Origin of the sequence: Streptomyces sp. NPDC050732 (genome assembly GCF_040654255.1) — a bacterium.
GTDB lineage: Bacteria > Actinomycetota > Actinomycetes > Streptomycetales > Streptomycetaceae > Streptomyces.
This window is the reverse complement of the sequence record NZ_JBFAHP010000017.1, coordinates 121245-144254: the sequence shown is the minus strand read 5'-3', so window position 1 is coordinate 144254 and position 23010 is coordinate 121245. Positions and strand designations below refer to the sequence as shown.

At 71.7% G+C, this 23010-nt stretch carries 20 protein-coding genes; 13 read left to right on the top strand and 7 right to left on the bottom strand.

Annotated features, from left to right (window positions below; genetic code table 11):
- Positions 1–2 precede the first annotated feature (2 nt).
- Entirely contained in the window at positions 3–947 is a 945-nt protein-coding gene (locus AB0H82_RS17770; protein ID WP_362993659.1) for an RluA family pseudouridine synthase, read from the bottom strand.
- Positions 948–1143: 196 nt separating this feature from the next.
- Between AB0H82_RS17770 and AB0H82_RS17765 the strand changes: the two genes are divergently transcribed.
- Entirely contained in the window at positions 1144–1746 is a 603-nt protein-coding gene (locus AB0H82_RS17765) for a GNAT family N-acetyltransferase (RefSeq protein WP_362993658.1), read from the top strand.
- Positions 1747–1822: 76 nt separating this feature from the next.
- Here the strand turns inward: AB0H82_RS17765 and AB0H82_RS17760 are convergent, their stop codons facing one another.
- Entirely contained in the window at positions 1823–2656 is an 834-nt protein-coding gene (locus AB0H82_RS17760) for a siderophore-interacting protein (RefSeq protein ID WP_362993656.1), read from the bottom strand.
- Between the two features lie 52 nt (positions 2657–2708).
- Complete coding sequence (locus AB0H82_RS17755; RefSeq protein ID WP_362993725.1) at positions 2709–3647, bottom strand: 5'-3' exonuclease; 939 nt, start codon at positions 3645–3647, stop codon at positions 2709–2711.
- A 241-nt stretch (positions 3648–3888) separates the two neighbouring features.
- Between AB0H82_RS17755 and AB0H82_RS17750 the strand changes: the two genes are divergently transcribed.
- From AB0H82_RS17750 to AB0H82_RS17730, 5 genes are all read left to right on the top strand, one after another.
- A complete protein-coding gene (locus tag AB0H82_RS17750; protein WP_362993654.1) occupies positions 3889–4959 on the top strand; it encodes a glycine betaine/L-proline ABC transporter ATP-binding protein in 1071 nt (356 codons plus the stop codon).
- A complete protein-coding gene (locus AB0H82_RS17745) occupies positions 4952–7564 on the top strand; it encodes an ABC transporter permease/substrate binding protein (RefSeq protein WP_362993652.1) in 2613 nt (870 codons plus the stop codon). The genes AB0H82_RS17750 and AB0H82_RS17745 overlap by 8 nt, the downstream gene beginning before the upstream one ends.
- Before the next feature lie 141 nt (positions 7565–7705).
- Entirely contained in the window at positions 7706–8695 is a 990-nt protein-coding gene (locus AB0H82_RS17740; protein ID WP_362993650.1) for a hypothetical protein, read from the top strand.
- A 126-nt stretch (positions 8696–8821) separates the two neighbouring features.
- A complete protein-coding gene (locus AB0H82_RS17735; RefSeq protein WP_362993648.1) occupies positions 8822–9397 on the top strand; it encodes a cupin domain-containing protein in 576 nt (191 codons plus the stop codon).
- 1 nt (position 9398) lies between these two features.
- On the top strand, positions 9399–10151 hold the full coding sequence (locus AB0H82_RS17730) for a helical backbone metal receptor (RefSeq protein WP_362993646.1): 753 nt from the start codon (positions 9399–9401) through the stop codon (positions 10149–10151).
- A gap of 85 nt (positions 10152–10236) precedes the next feature.
- Here AB0H82_RS17730 and AB0H82_RS17725 read toward each other — a convergent pair whose 3' ends face one another.
- A complete protein-coding gene (locus tag AB0H82_RS17725) occupies positions 10237–11355 on the bottom strand; it encodes a TDT family transporter (protein WP_362993644.1) in 1119 nt (372 codons plus the stop codon).
- 178 nt (positions 11356–11533) lie between these two features.
- On the opposite strand from AB0H82_RS17725, the gene AB0H82_RS17720 reads away from it, so the two are divergent.
- A complete protein-coding gene (locus AB0H82_RS17720; RefSeq protein ID WP_362993642.1) occupies positions 11534–12421 on the top strand; it encodes a LysR family transcriptional regulator in 888 nt (295 codons plus the stop codon).
- Positions 12422–12628: 207 nt separating this feature from the next.
- On the top strand, positions 12629–13633 hold the full coding sequence (locus AB0H82_RS17715) for a phosphotransferase (RefSeq protein WP_362993640.1): 1005 nt from the start codon (positions 12629–12631) through the stop codon (positions 13631–13633).
- Here the strand turns inward: AB0H82_RS17715 and AB0H82_RS17710 are convergent.
- The 3 genes from AB0H82_RS17710 to AB0H82_RS17700 form a co-directional block, all read right to left on the bottom strand.
- A complete protein-coding gene (locus tag AB0H82_RS17710; protein WP_362993638.1) occupies positions 13602–14309 on the bottom strand; it encodes a gamma-glutamyl-gamma-aminobutyrate hydrolase family protein in 708 nt (235 codons plus the stop codon). The two genes, AB0H82_RS17715 and AB0H82_RS17710, sit on opposite strands and share 32 nt — an antisense overlap.
- Positions 14310–14329: 20 nt before the next feature.
- Positions 14330–15775, bottom strand: a complete 1446-nt coding sequence (eat, locus tag AB0H82_RS17705) for an ethanolamine permease (protein WP_362993636.1) — start codon at positions 15773–15775, stop codon at positions 14330–14332.
- 136 nt (positions 15776–15911) lie between these two features.
- Positions 15912–16661, bottom strand: coding sequence for an FCD domain-containing protein (locus tag AB0H82_RS17700; protein ID WP_362993634.1), 750 nt, complete (start codon positions 16659–16661; stop codon positions 15912–15914).
- A gap of 75 nt (positions 16662–16736) precedes the next feature.
- Here AB0H82_RS17700 and AB0H82_RS17695 point away from each other — a divergent pair, with 75 nt between their 5' ends.
- The 5 genes from AB0H82_RS17695 to AB0H82_RS17675 all read left to right on the top strand — a co-directional run bounded on the left by AB0H82_RS17695 (position 16737) and on the right by AB0H82_RS17675 (position 22988).
- Positions 16737–18107 carry a glutamine synthetase family protein gene (locus AB0H82_RS17695; protein ID WP_362993632.1) on the top strand — a complete coding sequence of 457 codons (1371 nt, stop codon included), beginning with the start codon at positions 16737–16739 and terminating at the stop codon, positions 18105–18107.
- 8 nt (positions 18108–18115) lie between these two features.
- Positions 18116–19477, top strand: coding sequence for an aldehyde dehydrogenase family protein (locus AB0H82_RS17690; protein WP_362993630.1), 1362 nt, complete (start codon positions 18116–18118; stop codon positions 19475–19477).
- A 6-nt stretch (positions 19478–19483) separates the two neighbouring features.
- Positions 19484–20263: a 3-oxoacyl-ACP reductase gene (locus AB0H82_RS17685; protein WP_362993628.1), complete on the top strand. Its 780-nt coding sequence runs from the start codon at positions 19484–19486 to the stop codon at positions 20261–20263.
- A gap of 78 nt (positions 20264–20341) precedes the next feature.
- Complete coding sequence (locus AB0H82_RS17680; RefSeq protein ID WP_362993626.1) at positions 20342–21670, top strand: haloacid dehalogenase-like hydrolase; 1329 nt, start codon at positions 20342–20344, stop codon at positions 21668–21670.
- Between the two features lie 16 nt (positions 21671–21686).
- Positions 21687–22988 carry a haloacid dehalogenase-like hydrolase gene (locus tag AB0H82_RS17675; protein ID WP_362993624.1) on the top strand — a complete coding sequence of 434 codons (1302 nt, stop codon included), beginning with the start codon at positions 21687–21689 and terminating at the stop codon, positions 22986–22988.
- Positions 22989–23010: the final 22 nt, after the last annotated feature.

Here is a 23010-nt window from a genome sequence, read left to right as displayed (position 1 = left end):
GGCTACCGCGCCCAGACGTCGTACGCCGACCAGGCGCTCAGTGTCCGCCCGCTGACGAAGCGGTGCGCGGCGCCCGTGACCGGATCCGTGAACTCCAGGACGCGCGCCAGGAGTTGCAGGGGCCGCCGGAAGTCGTCCGGCGGCACGGGCCCGGCCACCACCGGGTAGACCGGGTCGCCGAGGATGGGCAGGCCCAACGCGTTCATGTGGACGCGGAGCTGGTGGGTGCGGCCGGTGTGCGGGGTGAGGCGGTAGCGGCCGAGACCGGCGCGGTGCTCGACGAGCTCGATCCGGCTCTCGCTGTTCGGCGCCGCGCCCGCCACCTCGTACGCCGCGATGATCCCGCGCTCCTTGACGATGTGACTGCGCACGGTCCGCGGGAGGAGCATGTCCGGGTCGTACGGGGCCACGGCCTCGTACTCCTTCCGTACGCGGCGCTCGCTGAACAGCGTCTGGTACGCGCCGCGTTCCTCGGGCCGCACGGTGAACAGGAGCAGTCCGGCGGTCAGCCGGTCCAGGCGGTGCGCGGCGCCGAGCGTCGGGATGCCGAGCTCCTTGCGCAGCCGGGCGAGGGCGGTCTGGGTGACGTGGCTGCCGCGCGGCATCGTCGCGAGGAAGTGCGGCTTGTCCACGACGACGATGTGCTCGTCGCGGTGGACGACGTCGAGGGCGAACGGCACGGTGACCTCGGGGCGGAGGTCCCGGTGGAACCAGACGAAGGCGCCCGGCACGTAGGGCGCGTCGGGGGGTACCGGTGCGCCGTCCGCGCCGACGATCCTGCCGTCCCGCAGCATCGCGTCGATGACGCCGGGGCCGGCCGCGAGCCGCTCCACCAGGTGGTCGCGGACGGTGGGCCACGCCCCGTCGGGCGGCAGCTTGACCCGGGTGGGGTCGACGCCGTCGCGCTGGGGGAGCGGGGCGGGCGGGATGCGGGGCTTGCGTGTCATCAGGGGGTCAGCGTACGGGGCGGCGCGCGAAGGAAGGGCGGCCCAGGTCACGGGGGGCGGGCGGTGGTGGTGGGGTGCGTTCGCGGGGCTTCGGGGGCGGACGGTGTGCGGGGCGCGCGAGCGCGGCATCCGAGGGCTCACGTGCGCCCCGGAAAACCACTGCCGCCCCATGGGCCCCCGCTGGCACGATGCGCCCATGCCTTTCAAGATCTCCGACATCGTCGCGGCCGGCACGCTCGCCCGCCGTCCGCAGCCGACGCTTGCCGTCGCCGGGGGCGGCCTGGTCGTGCGGCCGTGGGCGGTCGAGGACGCGCCCGCCGTGTACGAGGCGTTCCAGGACCCCGAGATACAGCGCTGGCACGCGCGCGTGGCCGACTCCGAGAGCGAGGTGCGGGGGTGGATGGAGGGCTGGCGCAAGGCGTGGGCGGACGAGCGCGACGCGTACTGGGCGGTCGCCGACGCCGGGACCGACGAGGTCCTGGGGCGGGTCGCCCTGCGGTGCATCGTCCTCGGTGACGGCCAGGCGGAGGTCGCGTACTGGACCATGCCGTCGGCGCGCGGTCTGGGCATCGCCCCGCGCGCCGTCACGGCACTCAGTGACTGGGCCTTCGACGAAGTGGGCCTGCACCGCCTGGAGCTGACCCACTCGACGGCGAACGAGGCGTCCTGCCGCGTGGCCCTGAAGACGGGGTTCGCGGTGGAGGGCACGAAGCGGAGCGCACTGCTGCACGAGGACGGCTGGCACGACATGCACCTGCACGCCCGCATCAGGGACGACGGGCCGGCCGCCTTGGTGTGACGCGGCGTCTCCCGGGGAACCGCGCGCTCAGCCCCCACGCGCCGCACCGGCCGCCGCACCGCACCGCGGAACGGGGTTACGCCTGCTCCTGCTCCGCCTCCACCTGTGCGTTCCACTCGCGCTTGGAGGCCTGCCAGCCGTCCTCGTTGTGGCCGAGGCGCCAGTAGCCGGAGATGGAGAGCCGCTCGCGCGGCACCTCGCGCTCCACGCGCAGATGGCGGCGCAGCTCCTTCACGAAGCCCGCCTCGCCGTGCACGAAGGCGTGGAGGTCGCCCTCGGGGAACTCCAGTGCGCGTACGGCTTCGACCAGGAGCTGTCCGACCGGGCGGCCGGCGCGGTGCAGCCAGACGATCTCCGCGTCCGTCGCGATCTTCTGCTCCTCCTCGGGGCCCTCGACCTCGATGAAGATGCGGGCGGCCGCGCCCTCGGGCAGGGCCTCGGCCGCGGCGGCGATGGCGGGCAGGGCGCTCTCGTCGCCGGCGAGCAGGTGCCAGTCGGCGTCGGCGCTCGGGGCATAGCCGCCGCCGGGGCCGAGGAAGCGGACCGTGGCGCCCGGCTCGACGTCGCGCGCCCACGGTCCCGCGAGGCCCTCGTCGCCGTGGATCACGAAGTCGAGGGCCAGCTCGCGGGTCGCGGCGTCCCACCAGCGCACCGTGTACGTCCGGGTCACCGGCCACTGCTCGCGCGGGAACTCCTCGCGGACGCGCTGCATGTCGAACGGCTCGGGGTAGGTGACGCCCTCGGCGTCGAAGAGGAGTTTCACGTAGTGATCGGTGCACTCGCCCGCCGTGAACTCGGCGAGCCCGTCGCCGCCGAGGACCACGCGCTGCATGTGCGGGGTCAGCCGTTCCGTGCGCACGACCTGCGCGACATGGGCCTTCGGTGCTTTGCGTGCCGGACGTTCTGCCATGGCGACGGCCTCCCCTGATCCACAAGTACTTAGGTTTACCTAAGCTAACACCTCAGGTGTGCAGGGTGGTGAGAAGCCGTGTCAGCGAGCCGCCGAGGCCCCAGCGGGCCGCGAGCTCGTCCAGGGCCGCGGGATCGCGCGGCTCGTGCGGCAGGGCGAGGTCGACCTCCGGCAGGGGGACGTCGTCCGCCACCCGCACGACCTTCGGCGCGACCGCCACATACGCGCGGGACTCGTCGAGCCGCTTGCGCTGCGACGGCGTGAGCTTCGACTTCGGGTCGTCGACGGCGGCCATGATCCCGGCCAGGTCGCCGAACGCGTCCAGGAGCTTGGCCGCCGTCTTCTCGCCGATGCCGGGCACGCCGGGCAGGCCGTCGCTCGGGTCGCCGCGCAGCAGTGCCAGGTCCACATAGCCCGGCCCGTCCACGCCGTACTTCTCGCGGAGCCACGCCTCGTCCGTCGTCTGGAGGGTGCCGACGCCCTTCAGGGGATAGAGGACACGGATGCCGCGCTCGTCGTCCACCAGTTGGTAGAGGTCGCGGTCGCCGGTGACGATGTCGACCGGGCCGGTGGCGCGGGCCGCGAAGGTGCCGATCACGTCGTCCGCCTCGTACGCCTCGACGCCGACGCGGGCGATGCCGAGCGCGTCGAGGACGGCCTCGATGACCGGCACCTGCGGGGCGAGGGTGTCGGGGGTCTCCTCGGCGTCCGGACCCTGCGCGACCTCCTCGGCGACGCGGTGCGCCTTGTACGAGGGGATGAGCTCGACCCGCCAGTGCGGGCGCCAGTCCGCGTCCATGCACGCGACCAGGTCGTCCGGCCGGTGGTCCTGGACGAGGCGGGTGATGAAGTCGAGGAGTCCGCGCACGGCGTTGACCGGGGTGCCGTCCGGTGCCTTCACGGACTCCGGGACGCCGAAATAGGCCCGGAAGTAGAGGGACGCCGTGTCGAGGAGCATGAGCCGTCGGGTTCGCTGAGTCACATCGCGCATCATGCCGCACGGCACCGACAGCGCGGCCGCGTTGCGCATCGCGCCCCAGCGTGCCGAGAACGCAACGGATGTGAACTGGGTCACTCTTGCGTTTGCTTCGGGTAAGTGGGGGCAGGGGCGCACCCGGAGCGAACACGGTCGCAGTTTCAACTTTTCGACCGGTAAGCGGGCAGACACCGCGTCGCTCCACGGCCCGCCGGCGGGGGAGGCGGGCCGTCTTGGTTCAACCCGAGAGGTGTATGTGTCCAGGCTGCAGGCCGAGCACTTGTACAAAGTGTTCGGCAGACGACCCGATGACGCGGTGGAGAAAATCCGCCACGGAGCCGACCGAGAGGAGCTGCGAGCCGACGGCACGACCGCTGCCGTGATCGACGCCTCCTTCGAGGTCGAGCCGGGCCAGATCTTCGTCGTCATGGGTCTCTCCGGATCCGGCAAGTCCACGTTGCTGCGCATGCTCAACGGACTGTCGGAGCCGACGGCCGGCCACGTCCGCTTCGACGGTCAGGACCTGACCGAACTGAGCGCCAAGGAGATGCGGGAGGTGCGCTCCAAGAAGATCAGCATGGTCTTCCAGCACTTCGCGCTCTTCCCGCACCGCAGCGTCCTTGAGAACGCCGGCTACGGCCTTGAGGTGCAGGGCATCCCGCGCGCCGAGCGTGAGAAGCGCGCCACCGAGGCGCTGGAGCTCGCCGGCCTCAAGGGCTGGGAGAAGTCCTGGCCCGACGAGCTGTCCGGCGGCATGCAGCAGCGCGTGGGCCTCGCCCGCGCGCTGGCCACCGACGCCGACCTGCTCCTCATGGACGAGTCGTTCAGCGCGCTCGACCCGCTGATCCGCCGCGACATGCAGGACCAGCTCCTGGTGCTCCAGAAGCGGCTGAAGAAGACCATCGTCTTCATCACCCACGACCTCAACGAGGCCATGCGCCTGGGCGACCAGATCGCCGTCATGCGCGACGGCCGCATCGTCCAGATCGGCACCGCGGAGGACATCCTCGTCACCCCGGCCAACGACTACGTCGCCGCGTTCACGCAGGACGTCGACCGCTCCCGCGTGCTCACGGCGGGCGCGATCATGGCCGACCCCGACGAGGACTTCGTGTTGGCCGACGCCCCCGCGACGGTCACCGAGGACACCCCGATCATCGAACTGTTCACGCCCTGCTCGACCAGTGGTGTGGCGGTCGCCGTGACCGACGGCGACGGCAAGCTCGTCGGCGTCGTACCGCGGGCCAGGCTGCTCGCCGTGCTCGGCGAGCCGATGGACTCCGAGGACGAGCCGCAGGAGAGCGAGAAGGTGAGCAGCGGTGCCTAGGATTCCGTTCGGCGACTGGGTCAACGACTGCGTCGACTGGCTGCTCAGCCACATGGCCTGGCTGTTCGACTTCTTCAAGACCGTCTTCCAGGGCGCCTACGACGGCATAGCCGACGTGCTCCAGGCGCCCGAGCCGCTGCTGCTCGCGGGCATCTTCGCCGTCATCGCGTTCTGGCTGCGCGGCGTGGTCGCGGGTGTGCTGACCTTCGCGGGCTTCGCGTTCATCGTCTCGCTGGAGCTGTGGGACCACGCGATGATGACGCTGGCCCTGGTGCTCGTCTCGACGATCATCGCGCTGCTCATCTCCGTGCCCGTGGGCATCTGGGCGGCCCGGTCCAGCACGGTCAGCGGCGTCGTCCGCCCGGTGCTCGACTTCATGCAGACGCTGCCGGCGATGATCTACCTCATCCCCGCCATCCTCTTCTTCGGGATGGGCGCCCCGGCGGGCATCGTCGCCACCCTGATCTTCGCCCTGGCGCCCGGCGTCCGCATGACGGAGCTGGGCATCCGCCAGGTCGACAAGGAACTGGTCGAGGCCGCCGACGCGTTCGGCACCACGCCGCGCAACATCCTGCTGCGCGTCCAGCTGCCCCTCGCCCTCCCCACGATCATGGCCGGTGTCAACCAGGTCATCATGCTGGGCCTGTCCATGGCCGCCATCGCGGGCATGGTCGGCACGGAGGGCCTGGGCGCCGACGTCAACGAATCCATCGGTCAGCTCAACGTAGGCCTCGGCTCCGAGGCGGGCATCGCCATCGTCATCCTGGCGATCTACCTGGACCGGATGACGGGCGCCCTCGGCACGCAGGTCTCCCCGCTGGGCCGGCGCGCCGTCGCGAAGCTGCGGGCCGCGCAGGGCCTGAACATCTGGACCTACCGTCCGCAGGCCGCCGTCGCGGTCGTCGGCGTGGTCGTCCTCGCCCTCGTCGCGGGCGGCATGGGCGTCTTCGGCGGTTCGAAGTCCGAGGACACCGCCTCGGGCTCGGCCAACGTCGGCCAGGGCAAGCGGCTCAACATCGGCTACATCCCCTGGGACGAGGGCGTCGCCTCCACCTTCCTCTGGAAGGAGATCCTGGAGCAGCGCGGCTTCAAGCCGCAGACCAAGCAGCTGGAGGCGGGCCCGCTCTACACCTCGCTGGCGCAGGGCAGCATCGACTTCCAGACCGACGCGTGGCTGCCGACGACGCACGCCGCGTACTGGAAGAAGTACGGCTCCAAGCTGGAGGACATGGGCTCGTGGTTCGGCCCGACCTCGCTGGAGCTCTCCGTGCCCTCGTACGTGAAGGGCGTCGACTCGCTCGACGACCTCAAGGGCAAGAGCGGCACGTTCAAGGGCAAGATCGTCGGCATCGAGCCGAGCGCAGGAATGATGGGGCTCCTCAAGGACAAGGTCCTGAAGGAGTACGGCCTCGACAAGGAGTACAAGGTCGTCGACGGCTCCACCCCGGCGATGCTGGCCGAGCTGAAGCGCGCGTACGCCAAGAAGGAACCGATCGTCACCACGCTCTGGTCGCCGCACTGGGCGTACAGCGACTTCGACCTGAAGAAGCTCAAGGACCCGAAGGGCGCCTGGGGCAAGGGCGACGGCGTGCACTCGCTGGCGCGCAAGGGCTTCTCCGACGAGAATCCCCTGGTCGCCAAGTGGCTCAAGGACTTCAAGATGAGCGAGAAGCAGCTCACGGGTCTTGAGGCGGAGATCAACAAGGCGGGCAAGGGCAAGCAGCAGGAAGCCGTCCGTGCCTGGCTGAAGAAGAACCCCGGCGTCGTCGACGAGCTCGCCCCGCTGCCGGACGACTCCACCCCCGCCGAGGCGAAGCGCCCGCTGAACGCCGCGTACTTCGCGTGGGACGAGAACATCGCCGTCACCAATCTGTGGAAGCGCGTCCTGGAGAAGCGCGGCTACAAGATGAAGCTGACGCCGGCCGACGTCGGCCCGGTCTACACCGCCCTCGCCCAGGGCGACCTCGACCTGGACCTCGACGCCTGGCTGCCCACGGCCCAGAAGCAGTACTGGGACAAGAACAAGGCGAACCTCAAGGACCTCGGCTCCTGGTACAGCCCGACGTCGCTGGAGATCGCCGTCCCGTCCTACGTCAAGGACGTGAAGTCGCTGGAGGACCTCAAGGGCAAGGGCGACAAGTTCAAGGGCAAGATCATCGGCATCGAGCCCGGCACGGGCGTGATGACGGCCCTCAAGGACAAGGTGCTCCCCGGCTACGGCCTCGACAAGGAGTACAAGATCGTCCCCGGTTCCACGCCGGCGATGCTCTCCGAGCTGAAGTCGGCCTACGCCAAGAAGGAGCCGGTCGCGGTCCTGCTCTGGTCGCCGCACTGGGCGTACAACGAGTACGACCTGACCAAGCTGAAGGACCCCAAGGGCGGCTTCGGCAAGGGCGACACGATCCGCACGATCTCCAGCAAGAAGTTCCCCGAGCAGTACCCGCAGCTCACGAAGTGGCTCAAGGACTTCAAGATGAGCGAGCAGGAACTGGCCAGCCTGGAGAACGAGATCAACAAGGCGGGCAAGGGCAATGAGCCCGAGGCCGTCGACGCCTGGCTGAAGAAGAACCCGGGCTTCGAGCAGAAGATGACGGCGGCGAAGTAAGCCGAAACCTTTCCGCTCCCCGAGGGGTGGGCCTCGCCCTGTGGCGAAGCCCACCCCTTCCGGCGTTCCTGTAGGGGCCGCCGACTCCTTAGCCTCGGCTGGGCCCTTATCGACCGCATACCTGAACGTGAGATCCCGCCCGTGACCGCAAGGCAGCCCAGGACGGCAGTCTTCGCCGCCGCCTCGGCACTGGCCCTGGCCGCCGCCCTCCTCGTCGCGCAGCTCGCCCGCGCCGACGCAGCCCCCGCCTCCGCGGCCACCGCGCGCCTCGCCGCGCTCGCCGAGGACATGACCGCCGCCGCCGGGCACCGCTACGGCGCGCGGGACCACACCGGCCGCACCATGGACGCCGCGCAGATCGCACAGGACCCGGACGGCCGCTACCTCGCCGTCTACCACACGCTCCTCGCCGACGGCCGCTTCCACGCCGCCGTCGCCACCTCCACCGACCTGCGCCACTGGCGGCGCCGCCACGACTTCGGGCCCGGCACGCACCAGGCCTCGCTCGCGCACGACGGCCGCGGGGGCTATGTCCTCGCGTACGAGAAGGACCCGCGCAACCACATCGCGGTGCGGTCGTACGAGAACCTCGCCGCACTGCTCGACGGGCACGCCGGCCGGGCCTTCGACGCGCCGCTGACCCTCTCGCGCTGCGCCGAGGGCACCCCGAGCGTCACCGCGGTGCGCGGCGCCACGATCCACCTCACCGGGCACTACCGGGCGGACTGCGACACCGACCGCCAGCTGCGCGCCACCCTCACCGGCTTCCGGCACTGGCACGCCGAGCCCGACCGGCGCCTGGACCGTGCCGTGCGCGCCCGGGGCAACGGCGGCAACATCGGCGACCGGGCGCCCGTGGAGCTCGACGGGCAGCGCGTGGTGCTCGTCGAGGGCCAGGGGCGGCGGGGCGACTTCGGCAGCTGGGGCACGTACGCCTACGACCCCCCGAGTGGCCGCGCGGACCGCCTCGACATCCGCACGCACGGCGGCAGCCGCGCCTTCGCCAACCCGTCGGCGACCCTCCTCACCGACCCGCGGGGCCGTCCCGCCCTGCTCGTCAGCCTGTTCGTACCGGCGGAGGGGGCCGCGCCCGGGGAGGCCGGACAACTGCTCTACTGGCACAAGCTGTAGCTCCACCGGCACAAGCTGCGGGGGTCGGTCCCGGCAACGGGGCGAAACCGTTTGGCGAACATGCGTAGGGTGCAGAAAACCCCTCAGGGTTGAGAGCGGGCCGATGCGCTGAAGGGAGCCGAGGCGATGGACGAGCACAAGGAGACCCTCCGGGTGGGCTCTGCCGTGCGGCGGCGCCGCCGCCAGCTGGAGCTCACCCTTGCCGTCGTCGCCGAGCGCAGCGGACTCTCCGTGCCGTTCCTCAGCCAGATCGAGAACGAGCGCGCCCGGCCCAGCTCGCGGTCCCTGCAGCGGGTCGCCGACGCGCTGTGCACCACCGACGTGGAGCTCCTGGCCGCCGCCGACCCGGCCCGCACCGTCGAGGTGGTGCGCGCCGACGACGCCACGGACCTGGAGGGCTCCACGCCCGAGGCGCGCGTACGGGAACTGGCGCGCGGCCACCACCAGCTGCACGCCCTGGAGTTCATCGGGGACCACGACGAGGGACGCGAGTTCCAGCACCGCAACGACGAGCTGATGTACGTCGTCGAGGGCGCCGTCGAGATGGAGGCCGAAGGGCGGGCCTACCGCCTGGGACGCGGCGACACGCTGTTCCTCACGGGTGGGGTGCGGCACCGCTGGCGGGCCACCGTGCCGGACACCCGGGTCCTGGTGATCGCCGTGGGGGACCACATCGAAGCGGTGGACGACAGGGGGCGCTGACGTGCCGCTCGCGCGTGGCCCGCGACGGGTCGTCTCGCTGGTGCCCTCGCTGACCGAGGCGGTCGCGGTCACCGTGCCGGGCGCGCTGATCGGGGCGACGGACTGGTGCAGCCACCCCGCGGACCTCGACGACCTCGGCGTGGTGCGGGTGGGCGGCACGAAGAACCCCGACGTGCCCCGCATCGTCGCCCTCGCCCCCGACCTCGTCGTCGCCAACGAGGAGGAGAACCGCGCGCCCGACCTGGCGGCCCTGCGCGCGGCCGGCATCGAGGTCCTGGTGACGGAGGTGCGGACACTGGGCCAGGCCTTCCGCGAACTGGCCCGCGTCCTCGCGGCGTGCGGGGCGGAGCGGCGGCCGCGGTGGCTGGCGGACGCGGAGACGGCGTGGCACGGCGTGGCGTCCCCCTCGGCCCGCCTCCGGGGGGCGGTCCCGATCTGGCGGCGCCCGTGGATGGTCCTGGGCCGCGACACGTTCGCGGGAGACCTGCTCGCGCGCCTGGGCGTCGACAACGCGTACGCGGCGCATGCCGAGCGCTACCCCCGCGTCTCCGTCGAGGCACTGTGCTCGGCCGGCCTCGACCTGGTGGTCCTCCCCGACGAGCCGTACCGCTTCACGCCCGACGACGGCCCCGAGGCGTTCCCGCCGGACACCCCGGTCGCCCTGGTCAGCGGCCGCCACCTCACCTGGTACGGGCCGTCGCTGGCGGAGGCGCCCGGGGTGCTCGGCACCGCGTTGCGGGCAGCGGTCGACTAGCCCGCGGCCGGCTACTCCGGCCGACCGAAGGCCCGACGGCTTTTGGACACAGGCATCCGCCTGCCGCCGCGCGCCAGGGCGTGTTTCAGGCAGGCGCCGCGAGCAGTTTCCCGCCGGCGAGGCCGCGCAGGGTGTGGTTCAGGGCCACGGCCACGGCGGTCACGAGGAAGGCGAAGAGACCGGTCGCGAGCCAGTCGAACACCGCGAGGCCGGTGTGGTGGGCGAGGCCCTCCGCGCCGGTGACGCAGGTGCCGATGGGGAAGGTGAACGCCCACCAGGTCATCGCGAAGCCCATGCCGCGGCGGCGGGCGCGGACCACCATGGCTGCGGCGAGTGACAGCCACAGCAGGGCGAAGCCCAGCACGGGGACGCCGTAGAGGACGGCGAAGGCGAGGAAGCCGCGGTCGAGGGGGGCGGGGACGACGCCCGGGGCGAAGTCGGCGAACTTGTTCGCGGCGGTCGTGGACTGGCCCAGCGGGCCGAGGACCAGGAACAGGGTGGGGGTGAGCGCCAGGGGCAGCGGGCCCGCGGTCACCAGACGGGCGAAGACCATCGGCAGCATCACCAGGGTGGCGAGCAGGCTCAGGCCGAACATCGCGAAGCAGGCGTACAGCATGGTCTGCTGGGCCTGGCCCGCGGGCAGGTGGGGTATGAGCAGCGGTCCTACGGCCGCCGACACCATGGGCGCCACCACGGGCAGCAGCCACACCGGCGAGGCCTGGTCGGCGGTGATGCGGTGCCGGGTCACCATGAGGTACGGGATGGTGACGGCGGCCGCGAGACCGATGGCCGTGCCGGCGGTGAACAGGACGGTGTCGAGCGCGACGGCCGCGCCCGTGCCGAGCCAGTCCTTGCCGACGATCAGCGTGCCGGCGCCGACCGCGAGCAGCGCCATGGACAGGCAGCCGTAGAACGGTGCCACGGCCGGGTCGAGCAGGTGGGCCCTGGCCTGGTCGCGGTGGTGGATCCAGTGCGCGGCACGGGCGGTGAGCAGGACGGCCAGCATCGCGAACGACAGCGCCCACACGATGGTGCAGCCCGTGCGCAGCCCCGTGAATGGGTACGGCAGCGTCGCGCCCGCGTTGGCGATGATGGCGGTGCCCATGACGGACGCGTACCAGTTCGGGCCGAGGTGCCGGACCGCGAGGGCGCGGGCGGGGAGGGCCGTGGGGGAGACGGCGACGGGGTGAGCGGTGGTGACCATGTGTCCACCGTCGTACGGGGGAGGCGGTGCGACCAGGGAGTGCTCTTCTATGGGGGCATAAGCTGGCTTTATGAGTACTGGCTTTATGAGTCCGTCCCCTGCGTCCCCCGAGCCCTCTCAGCCCTCCGCCGCCGCCTCTGACTCTGCCTCTGCCTCTGAGGCGTCCCTCGCGCACCGCGTGCCCGACCTCGGCGCGCTCCAGCTGCTGCTCGCCGTGGCGCGGCTCGGCAGTCTCGGGCGGGCCGCCCGGGAGCTCGGCATCACGCAGCCCGCGGCGAGCAGCCGGGTGCGCGCGATGGAACGCCAGCTGGGCGTCGCCCTCGTCGACCGGTCGCCCCGCGGCTCGCGCCTCACCGACGCGGGCGCCCTGGTCACCGACTGGGCGGGCCGCGTCGTGGAGGCGGCGGAGGCCTTCGACGCGGGGGCGCAGGCGCTGCGCGTGCGGCGGGACTCGCGGCTGCGGGTGGCGGCCAGCATGACGATCGCCGAGTACCTGCTGCCGGGCTGGCTGATCGCCCTGCGGACGCAGCGGCCGGACACGGCGGTCTCCCTGCTCGCGGGGAACTCCGCGACTGTTGCCTCCCGGCTGCTCGCCGGTGAGGCGGACCTCGGCTTCGTCGAGGGGCTCACCGTGCCGGGCGGTCTTGACGGGGTCGTCGTCGCGCACGACCGCCTGGTCGTCGTGACGGCGCCGGGGCACCCGTGGGCGCGGCGCAGGAAGCCGCTCGCGGCGGCGGAGCTCGCGGCGACGCCGCTGATCCTGCGCGAGGAGGGCTCGGGCACCCGCCAGGTCCTCGACGCGGCGCTCGGCGGCCTCGCCCGCCCCCTGATCGAGCTGTCGTCCACGACGGCGGTGAAGGCCTCGGCGGTGAGCGGCGCGGGCCCCTCGGTCCTGAGCGAACTCGCGGTCGGCGAGGAACTGGCGGCACGCCGCCTGGTGGAGATCCCCCTGGCCGAGGTCCGGCTGCGCAGGGAACTGCGGGCGGTCTGGCCGACAGGGCACCGGCCTGCGGGGCCGGGGCGGGATCTGCTGGCGCTGACGCGGAGTGGGGTGGGGGCGCGGTAGGCGTGATGTGTGTTCCGTGGAGCGGTGGCGGGTTGTTCTTCCCTCGCTTTCGACTGCGGGCCCTTTGTGGCTGGTCGCGCAGTTCCCCGTGTCCTGAACGGCTCCGCCGCCAGGGCACGAGGGCCTGGCTCCGCTAACGGGCAGCGAGGGCGGGCGTACGGAAAAATGCGTGGCGTCCGTCGAGACGCGACGCCCACCATGGACGGCATGAACCCCACCGCGCCCCCGGCCACCGGCGTACGTACCCCCTGGTGGCAACTGCCCGTGCACGTACGGGGAGGGCTGGAGGCCGCGCTCGGTGCGCCCGTGAGCGAGGCGGTGACGCAGCGGGGCGGGTTCTCGCCGGGGGTCGCCGCCCGGGTGCTGCTCGCCGACGGGCGGCGGGCGTTCGTCAAGGCTGTCAGCGCCGACGTCAACCCCGGCAGTCCGCGGCTGCACCGCGCCGAGGCCCGTAACGCCGCCGCGCTGCCGGACTCCGTGCCCGCGCCCCGGCTCCTCGCTTCCTACGACGACGGGACCTGGGTCGCCCTGGCCTTCGAGGACGTGGAGGGGCGCCAGCCGCAAGTGCCCTGGCAGGCGCACGAGTTCGGGCGGGTGCTGGAAGCTGTGGATGGTCTCTCGCGGGTCCTGACTCCCGCGCCGCTGGACGCCCCCACCGCGGCAGAGGCGCTGACGGGCGTCTTCCGGGGCTGGGAGCGGCTGATCGAGCAGGGTGCGGAGGGTGCGGGGGGTGCGGAGGGCGCGGGGGGTGAAGAGGGTGCTGCCGGGCTTGATCCGTGGGTTCGCCGGAATCTGCCCGCCCTCGCCGAACTCGCCGCCCCGTGGCAAGAGTTCGCGGTCGGCGACACTCTCGCCCACGGCGACCTGCGCGCCGACAACATGCTGCTCACAGCGGACGGCGACCGGGTCGTTTTCGTCGACTGGCCGCATGCCCTGCGCGCCGCGCCCTGGCTGGACCTGCTCCTCATGTTGCCGTGCGTGCGGGCGCAGGGCGGGCCCGACCCGGAGGAGGTGTTCACCGCCCAGCGGATGGGCCGGGCGGCGGATCCGCGGGGTGTGACCGCGACGCTGGCGGGCGTCGCCGGATTCTTCGTACGGGGCTCGTTGCAGCCGGCGCCGCCCGGCCTGCCGACCCTGCGCGCCTTCCAGGCCGCCCAGGGAGCGGCCGCCCTGGAGTGGCTCAGGACGCGGCTCGGACCAGCGCTGCCATGACGCGCGTGTCCTCGCCCATCTCCGGATGCCACTGCACGCCGAGCGCCCAGGCGGGCCGGGGGAGTTCGACTGCTTCGACGGTGCCGTCCTCCGCGTACGCCGACACGATCAGGTCCCTGCCGAGGCGGTCCACCGCCTGGTGGTGATAGGTCGGCACGTCCGTCGACGCGTCGGGGACGATCGAGGCGTAGAGCGTGTCGGGGACCGGCTTCACGGAGTGCGTGCCGAACACGCCGACTGCCTCCGCGTGTCCGTCCATGTGCTGGATCAGCGTCCCGCCGAGCGCCACGTTCATGAGCTGCATGCCGCGGCAGATGCCGAGCAGCGGTGTCCCCGACGCCAACGCGGCCTCGATCAGCGCCAGTTCCCAGCTGTCCCGCTCCCGTGCGGGCGGCCCGGTGCGCTCGTCGCGCACCGCCCCGTACCGCTCGGGCTCCACGTCGGGGCCGCCCGCGACGACCACGCCGTCGAGGCGGGCGACGACGGCCCCCGCGTGCGCCGGATCGTCCGGCGGCAGCATCGCGGTGAGGCCGCCCGCCGCCCGTACGAGACGCGGGTACCCGGCGGGCAGCAGGGCCGCGGGCAGCCGCCACACGCCCCAGCTGACCTGGGGGTCCAGATAGGTGCTGACCCCGATCAGCGGCCTGCTGCTCACTGCGCTCTCGCTCTCGCTCACCGTTCTCCTCACGATCGTGCTCAGTCGCGTTCCAACTCTGCCTCCGCCGCCGCGAGCGCCGCGAACTCCTCCTCCGGTGCGCGCGCCACCAAATGCTTGCGGCTGTAGACGCCGAAGTAGGCGAGGGCGACCACGTACACCGCGAGCGCGATGAGCGCCGCCGTCACGTCCACCAGGAACGTCGCGACGAGTGCCGCGCACGCGAGGACCAGCGCCACGGACGACGTCAGGACGCCGCCGGGCGTGCGGTAGGGCCGCTCCAGGCCGGGCTCGCGGCGGCGCAGGACGATGTGGGAGAGCGACATGAGGGCGTACGAGATGGTCGCGCCGAAGACCGCGACGTTCAGCATGCGGGCGCCGTCGCCGGTCGCCGCGGCGAGCCCGAAGCCGATGGCGCCCGGCACGAGCAGGCCCAGATACGGGGCCTTGCGACTGCTGGTGAGGGAGAGGAAGCGGGGGAGGTAGCCGGCGCGGGAGAGCGCGAAGAGCTGGCGCGAGCCCGCGTAGATGAGGGAGAAGAAGGAGGCGACCAGGCCGGCGAGGCCCGCGTAGTTGATGACGCGGCTCAGGCCGGTCGCGTCGCCGTCCGGCTGCAGCGCCTCGACCAGGGGGTTGCCCGCGTCCTGGATCGCGTTCGCACCGCGCGCGCCGGCCGACGCGAAGAAGGTGAGCAGCGCGAGGGCGACGAGGATGGCCATCGACCAGCGGATCGCGCGCGGCAGCGTGCGCGCCGGGTCCTTGGTCTCCTCGGCGGCCAGCGGCACGCCCTCGACCCCGAGGAAGAACCACATGCCGAACGGGAACGCCGCCCAGATGCCCAACAGGCCCATCGGCAGCCACGAGTTGGCGCCGAAGGCGTCCGGCTCCACGGGGATGTCGTTCAGCTTCGACGCGTCGAAGTCCATGAAGGCGCCGACCGCGAAGACGAGCAGCGCCGCCACCGCGACGCCGGTGACGACGAAGCTGAAGCGCAGCGCCTCGCCGACGCCCCACAGGTGGATCCCGATGAAGATGACGAAGCAGGCGAGGTAGACGGGCCAGCCCGAGGTCAGGCCGAAGAGACCGAGCGACTCGACATAGTCGCCGATGAAGATGGAGATCGCGGCCGGCGCCAGGATGTACTCGATCAGGATCGCCGTGCCGGTCAGGAAGCCGCCCCAGGGGCCGAGCGCGCGGCGTGCGAAGCCGTAGCCGCCGCCCGCGGTGGGCAGGACGGACGACAGTTCCGCCAGCGAGAAGACCATGCACGTGTACATCACGCCCATGAGCGCCATGGCGATCGCGAGACCGCCGAAGCCGCCCTCCGCGAGGCCGAAGTTCCAGCCGGAGAAGTCGCCGGACACGACGTAGGCGACGCCGAGTCCGGTGAGCAGCAGCCAGCCCGCGCTGCCCCGGCGGAGCGTTCTGCGTTCCAGGTAGTCGTCCGCCGGTTCGGCCGGGCTCGGCTTGCTGGACTCCACGGTCATGGCACGGCTCCTATGCGGCGGCGGCACTGCGTTCGGCTTGGCGACGGGGTGACTCAATGGAACGGATCCATACCTTTGCCGTGTCGCGCACCGGAAAGCAAGACCCGTGCGTTACGTGATGGTTAACCCGTGCCCCTCACGTCAGAAAGCCCCGCAACAGCGCCGCCGTCCCCGCGCAGTGCTCCCGCATCATCTCCCGCGCGCCGTCCGCGTCCCCGTCGAGCACCGCCTCGACGAGCGCGGTGTGCTGGCGCTGCGAATGCTCCAGGTTCCGCACCAGCAGCGGGATGCAGTCCAGGAGGTCGTTGACGGTCGCGCGGACCGCCGCGTACTGCGCGGTGAGCGTCGGCGACCCGCACAGCTCGGCGAGCGTGAGGTGGAGCAGCGTATCGAGCCTGCGGTACTCCGCAAGGGGTGCGTCGTGGGTCCGCGCGAGCGCCGTGCGCAGCCGGTCCGCCTGCTCGCCGGTGAGGCCGTGCGCCGCGCAGAGCCCGGCCGCGCCGACCTCAAGGACCTCGCGGAAGCGCAGGGCGTCCTCGACGTCGACGTCCTTGATGCGGCGGCGCAGCTCGTCCTCGCCCGGCGCCTCGGGGCGCGGTCGCACGAACGTGCCGCCGTACCTCCCGCGCCGCGACTCGACGAGCCCCTGGTCCTGCAGCACCTTCAGGACCTCGCGCAGCGTCACCCGGCTGATGCCGAGGCGGTCGGCCAGCTCCCGCTCCGACGGCAGCCGTTCGCCGCCGGGCACCAGGCCGAGGCGGACGACCTGGAGGATCTGCTCCAGGGCCTCCTCGAAGCCGTTGCCCGCCCGCACCGGACGCAGTACCGGTGTCAGCCGGTCGTCGTCCAGCGCCGCGGGTGACGTGCCCTCTTCCGTGTGCGACATGCCCGTACCCCCTTCCCAAGCAAAGGTTCTCGGCAATACCTTATGGCTCCCGGCTGACCCAAGGAGGCTTTTCCCGTGGCAGACCGCACACCCCCGCTCGCCGTCGAGGAGCTGAAGGCCCTCGTCGCGAGCGGCGAGATCGACACTGTCGTCCTGGCCTTCCCCGATATGCAGGGGCGGCTCCAGGGCAAGCGGTTCGCCGCCCGCTTCTTCCTCGACGAGGTCCTCGAACACGGCACGGAGGGCTGCAACTACCTCCTCGCCGTCGACGCGGACATGAACACCGTCGACGGCTACGCAATGTCCTCCTGGGACCGCGGATACGGCGACTTCGCCATGCACCCCGACCTCTCCACCCTGCGCCGCGTCCCCTGGAACGAGGGCACGGCCATGCTCATCGCCGACCTCGCCTGGGCCGACTCCTCGCCCGTCGTCGCCGCGCCCCGCCAGATCCTCCGCCGCCAGCTGGAGCGGCTCGCGGAGCACGGCTACACCGCCCACGTCGGCACGGAGCTCGAATTCATCGTCTTCAAGGACACCTACGAACAGGCGTGGGACGCCGGATACAAGGACCTCACCCCGGCCAACCAGTACAACATCGACTACTCCGTCCTCGGCACCGGCCGCGTCGAGCCGCTGCTGCGCCGCATCCGCAACGACATGGCGGCCGCCGGACTCGTCGTCGAATCGGCCAAGGGCGAGTGCAACCCGGGCCAGCACGAGATCGTGTTCAAGTACGACGAGGCCCTCGTCACCTGCGACCAGCACGCCATCTACAAGACCGGCGCCAAGGAGATCGCGGCCCAGGAAGGTGTCTCCCTCACCTTCATGGCCAAGTTCAACGAGCGCGAGGGCAACTCCTGTCACATCCACCTCTCGCTCCAGGACGCCGACGGCACCAACGTCATGGCCGGCTCCCCGGACGACCCGGGAGGCATGTCACCCGTCATGCGGCACTTCCTCGCGGGCCAGCTCGTGGCGCTCCGCGACTTCGCCCTCCTCTACGCGCCCCACATCAACTCCTACAAGCGGTTCCAGCCCGGCACGTTCGCGCCGACCGCCGCCGCCTGGGGGCACGACAACCGCACCTGCGCGCTGCGCGTGGTCGGCCACGGCCGTTCGATGCGCTTCGAGAACCGCCTCCCCGGCGGCGACGTCAACCCGCACCTCGCGGTCGCCGGTCTGATCGCCGCCGGTCTCCACGGCATAGAACACAAGCTCGAACTGCCGGACGAGTGCACCGGAAACGCCTACACCGGCGACTACGCACACGTCCCCACCACCCTGCGCGAGGCCGCCGAGCTCTGGGAGAACAGCCCGATCGCCAAGGCCGCCTTCGGCGACGAGGTGGTCGCGCACTACCGCAACATGGCCCGGGTCGAGCTGCAGGCCTTCGACTCCGCGGTGACCGACTGGGAGCTCCGCCGCTCCTTCGAACGCATGTGAGGAACGACTTGCTGCAGGTACTCAACCCGGCGACCGAAGAGGTCGTCGCGTCCGTCCCGGCCGCCACCGCGGCGGACGTCGACGCCGCCGTCGCACGGGCCGCCAAGGCCCAGGAGAAGTGGGCGGCCGCCGCCCCCGCCGACCGCGCACGCGTCCTGCGCCGCTTCGCCGCCACCGTCGACGAACACCTCGAAGAACTGGCCGGGCTGGAGGTCCGCGAGGCGGGCCACCTCATCGGCAACGCCCGCTGGGAGGCGGGCAACGTCCGCGACCTGCTCGACTTCTCCGCCGGGGGAGCCGAGCGGCTGAGCGGCCGGCAGATCCCCGTACCCGGCGGCCTGAACATCACCGTCCTCGAACCCCTCGGGGTCGTCGGCGTCATCGCCCCCTGGAACTTCCCGATGCCGATCGCCGCGTGGGGCACGGCGCCCGCCCTCGCGGCGGGCAACGCGGTGATCCTCAAACCGGCCGAGACGACGCCGCTCACCGCGCTCCGCCTCGCCGAACTCGCCCTCGCGGCGGGCCTGCCCGAAGGGCTCTTCCAGGTCCTGCCCGGCGAGGGCGGCGTCGCGGGCAACGCCCTCGTCGAGCACCCCGGCGTCGCCAAGATCGTGTTCACCGGCTCCACCCGCGTCGGCAAGCGGATCATGGCCACCTGCGCCGACCGGGTGAAGCGGCTGACCCTGGAACTCGGCGGCAAGAGCCCGAACATCGTCTTCGCCGACGCCGACGTGGAAGCGGCGGCGCTCGCCACCCCCATGTCGTACCTGGACAACTCGGGCCAGGACTGCTGCGCCCGCACCCGCGTCCTCGTCCAGCGTGCGGTGTACGACCGGTTCCTGGAGGTCGTGGCCCCCGCGATCGAGTCCATCGTCGTGGGCGACCCGTCCGACGAGAAGACCCAGATGGGCCCGCTGATCTCCCGGACCCAGCTGGACCGCGTCCGCTCCTACGTCACCCCGGGCGACGGCATCCACGGGACGGCGCCCGAGGGGCCCGGCTTCTGGTTCCCGCCGACGCTGCTCACCGACGTCGACCCGGACGCGCCGGTGGCCACGGAGGAGGTCTTCGGCCCCGTCGCCGTCGTGATCCCCTTCGACGACGAGGCCGACGCGGTCCGGCTCGCCAACGCCACCGACTACGGCCTGTCCGGCTCCATCTGGACGCGGGACGTCGGCCGGGCCCTGCGCGTCTCGGCGGCCGTCCGCGCAGGCAACCTGTCCGTCAACTCGCATTCCAGCGTGCGCTATTGGACGCCCTTCGGCGGCTACAAACAGTCCGGACTCGGCCGCGAGCTCGGCCCGGACGCCCTGCACGCCTTCACGGAAACCAAGAACGTCTTCATCGGCACGGAAAGCACGGAGGCCTGAAGCCCCATGACCGAGAACATCTGCCGCCGCCTCGTCGGCCGCACCGCCGTCATCACCGGCGCCGGCAGCGGCATCGGCCTCGCCACCGCCCGCCGCCTCGCCTCCGAGGGCGCCCACGTCGTCTGCGGCGACATCGACGAGAGCGCGGGCAAGAAGGCAGCCGAAGAGGTCGGCGGGACCTTCGTGAAGGTCGACGTCACCGACGCCGAGCAGGTCGAGGCGCTCTTCAAGACCGCCTTCGACACCTACGGCTCCGTCGACATCGCCTTCAACAACGCGGGCATCTCGCCGCCCGACGACGACTCCATCCTCGACACCGGCCTCGAAGCCTGGAAGCGCGTCCAGGAGGTCAACCTCACCTCCGTCTACCTCTGCTGCAAGGCCGCCATCCCCTACATGCGGCGCCAGGGCAAGGGCTCGATCATCAACACCGCGTCGTTCGTGGCCCGGATGGGCGCGGCGACCTCACAGATCTCGTACACCGCCTCCAAGGGCGGCGTCCTCGCCATGTCGCGCGAGCTGGGCGTGCAGTTCGCCCGCGAGGGCATCCGCGTCAACGCGCTCTGCCCGGGGCCGGTGAACACCCCACTCCTCCAGGAACTGTTCGCCAAGGACCCCGAACGCGCCGCGCGCCGCCTCGTGCACATCCCGGTGGGCCGCTTCGCCGAGGCCGAGGAGATGGCGGCCGCGGTGGCGTTCCTCGCCAGCGACGACGCCTCGTTCGTGAACGCCACGGACTTCCTCGTGGACGGCGGGCTCACCGGGGCGTACGTCACGCCCCTGTAGTTCACCCAGCAGCCACCCACCCGTCAGCCGGGCGTCGCGCGACGCCCGGCTGACCTGCGTAAACACGGGAGTGTGTACATGAACCTCAAGCGCCGCTGCACCGCCGCGGCCGCCGTCCTCGCCGTCGCCGGGACCGGCCTCATCGGCGTCCAGGCCACCGCCGAAGCAACACAGGACTCCTCCCGGCCGACGGCCGAGAAGTGCCCCGCGCTGACGGTCTCCAAGGGCTGGTACGGCGACAACAGGGCCAGACTCCAGCGCATGGTGGACCAGTACGGCAGCTGCGGCGACGGCCACGGCGACCACGGCCACGGCGCCGAGCCCGTCGCCGTCTTCGACTGGGACAACACCGTCATCAAGAACGACATCGGCGACGCCACCATGTACTGGCTGCTGCGCAACGGCAAGATACGCACCCCGCAGGGCGGCGACTGGTACACCACCAGCCGCTACCTGACCCGCCCGGCCGCCGCGGCCCTGGCGAAGGCCTGCCCCGCCACCGGCACCACCCTGCCCACCCACCGGAACACCGCCTGCGCCGACGAGATCCTCTCCGTCTACGGCGAGGGCACCACCACCTCGGGCAAGACGGCCTTCGCCGGCTTCGACCACCGCCGGATGGAACCGCAGTACGCCTGGCTCGCCCAGCTCACCCGCGGCTGGACCACCCGCCAAGTCAAACAGTTCGCGGCCGCCGCACGCGAGGAGAACCTCGCCGCGCCCATCGGCACCGAACAGCGGGTCGGCACCGGCAAGGTCACCGGCTGGGTCCGCTACTACGACCAGCAGCGCGACCTGATCCGCACGCTCAAGAAGGCCGGCTTCGACGTGTACGTCGTCTCCGCGTCGCCCGAGCCGGTCGCCGAAGTGTGGGGCAAGGGCGTGGGCGTCGACGCCGGGCACACCCTCGGCATCCGCAACGTCACCGCCCACGGCAAGCACACCGCGCACCTCAAGGGCTGCGGCACCGTCGAGGACGGCGACGACTCGATGATCACGTACATCGACGGCAAGCGCTGCTGGATCAACAAGGAGATCCTCGGCGTGCGCGGCGCCGCCGCCGAGAAGGTCCAACCGGCCGCGAAACGCCAGGTGTTCGCGGCGGGCGACTCCGACACGGACGTCTCCTTCCTGCGCGACGCCACCGGCCTGCGGCTCGTCCTGAACCGCAACAAGAACGAAGTGATGTGCCGCGCCTACGACAACGGCGACGGCCGCTGGCTGGTCAACCCCATGTTCATCGAGCCCAAGGGGAAGAAGGCCGACCCCTACCCCTGCGCCTCCACCGGCTACACCGAACGGGACGGCGCCGAGGGCCCGGTGCGCCGTACGGACGGCTCCGTGATCCCCGATCAGCGGGACACGGTGCACGGAGCGGCTCGGGCATCGTCAGCCCCGCAAGGCTGATGTACGGTCCACTCACATGCGTAACAGAAATATTTTGGCGCTGACCCTGGCCGCGGCCGCCACCCTGGCGGCCGTGCCGACAGCTCTCCCCGCGGCCGCCGCCACGGCCGCGAACTCCCGTACGGCACCCGCGGACTGCCCCCAGCTGTCGAAGAAGCTGACCTGGTACGGCAACAACCGCGCCAAGCTCCAGCGCACCATCGACGAGCGCGGCACCTGTGCGAACCCGGACCTCGGCCACGGCAGGAACAAGCGCCCGGTCGCCGCGTTCGACTGGGACAACACCATCACGAAGAACGACGTCACCGACGCGACCATCGCCTGGTCCCTGCGGCACGACAAGATTCTGCGGCCCAAGAGCTGGAAGTCCACCAGCAAGTGGCTGACCGACGACGCCGACCGCGCGCTCACCGAGGCGTGCGGCACCAAGGTGCCCGTCGGCAAGCCGCTGCCCACCTCCACGAACACCGCCTGCGCCGACGAGATCTTCGAGGTCCGCGAGGACGGGAGGACGATGAGCGGCGCCGCCGCGTTCGCGGGGAAGTGGGACCACCGCCACACCGTCCCGCAGTACGCCTGGGTGCCGCAGCTCTTCGCCGGGCACACCGTCCGCGAGCTGGAGTCGTACGCCGCGAAGGCCCGCGAGGAGGCGCTTGCCGCCCCCGTCGGCGCCACGCAGACCGTCGGCACGCACAGGATCCCCGGCTACGTCCGCTACTACGACCAGCAGCGCGACCTGATCCGTACGCTCAAGAAGGCCGGCTTCGACGTCTACATCGTCTCGGCGGGCTCGGAGCCGGTGACGGAGGTCTGGTCGAAGGGCGTCGGCATCGACCGCGCGCACACCGTCGCCATCCGCTCCGTCCTGGACCGCAAGGGCCGCATCACCACCTGGAACCAGGGCTGCGGCGGCGTCCCCGTCAACAAGGGCGAGGCCATCCCCTACATCGACGGCAAGCGCTGCTGGGTCAACCAGGAGATCTTCGGCGTCAAGGGCGAGAAGGCCTGGCAGAAGCAGGACTTCAGGCACCGCATCGCGCTCGGCGGCGGCGACGCCGACACCGACGTGACCTTCGTCGGCGACGCGACCGGCGCGCACCTCGTCCTGAACCGCAACAAGAACGAGTTCATGTGCCGCGCGTACGACGACGCGGACGGCCGCTGGGTCGTGAACCCCATGTTCATCGAGCCGATGCCGCAGAAGCAGGACCTGTACCCGTGTGCGACGAGCGCGTACAACGAGCACGACGGGGGCAAGGGCCCCGTCCGGCGCGCCGACGGCACCGTGGTCGCCGACCAGCGGGACTCGGTGTACTGAGCCTCGGTGTACCGGTCCTCTG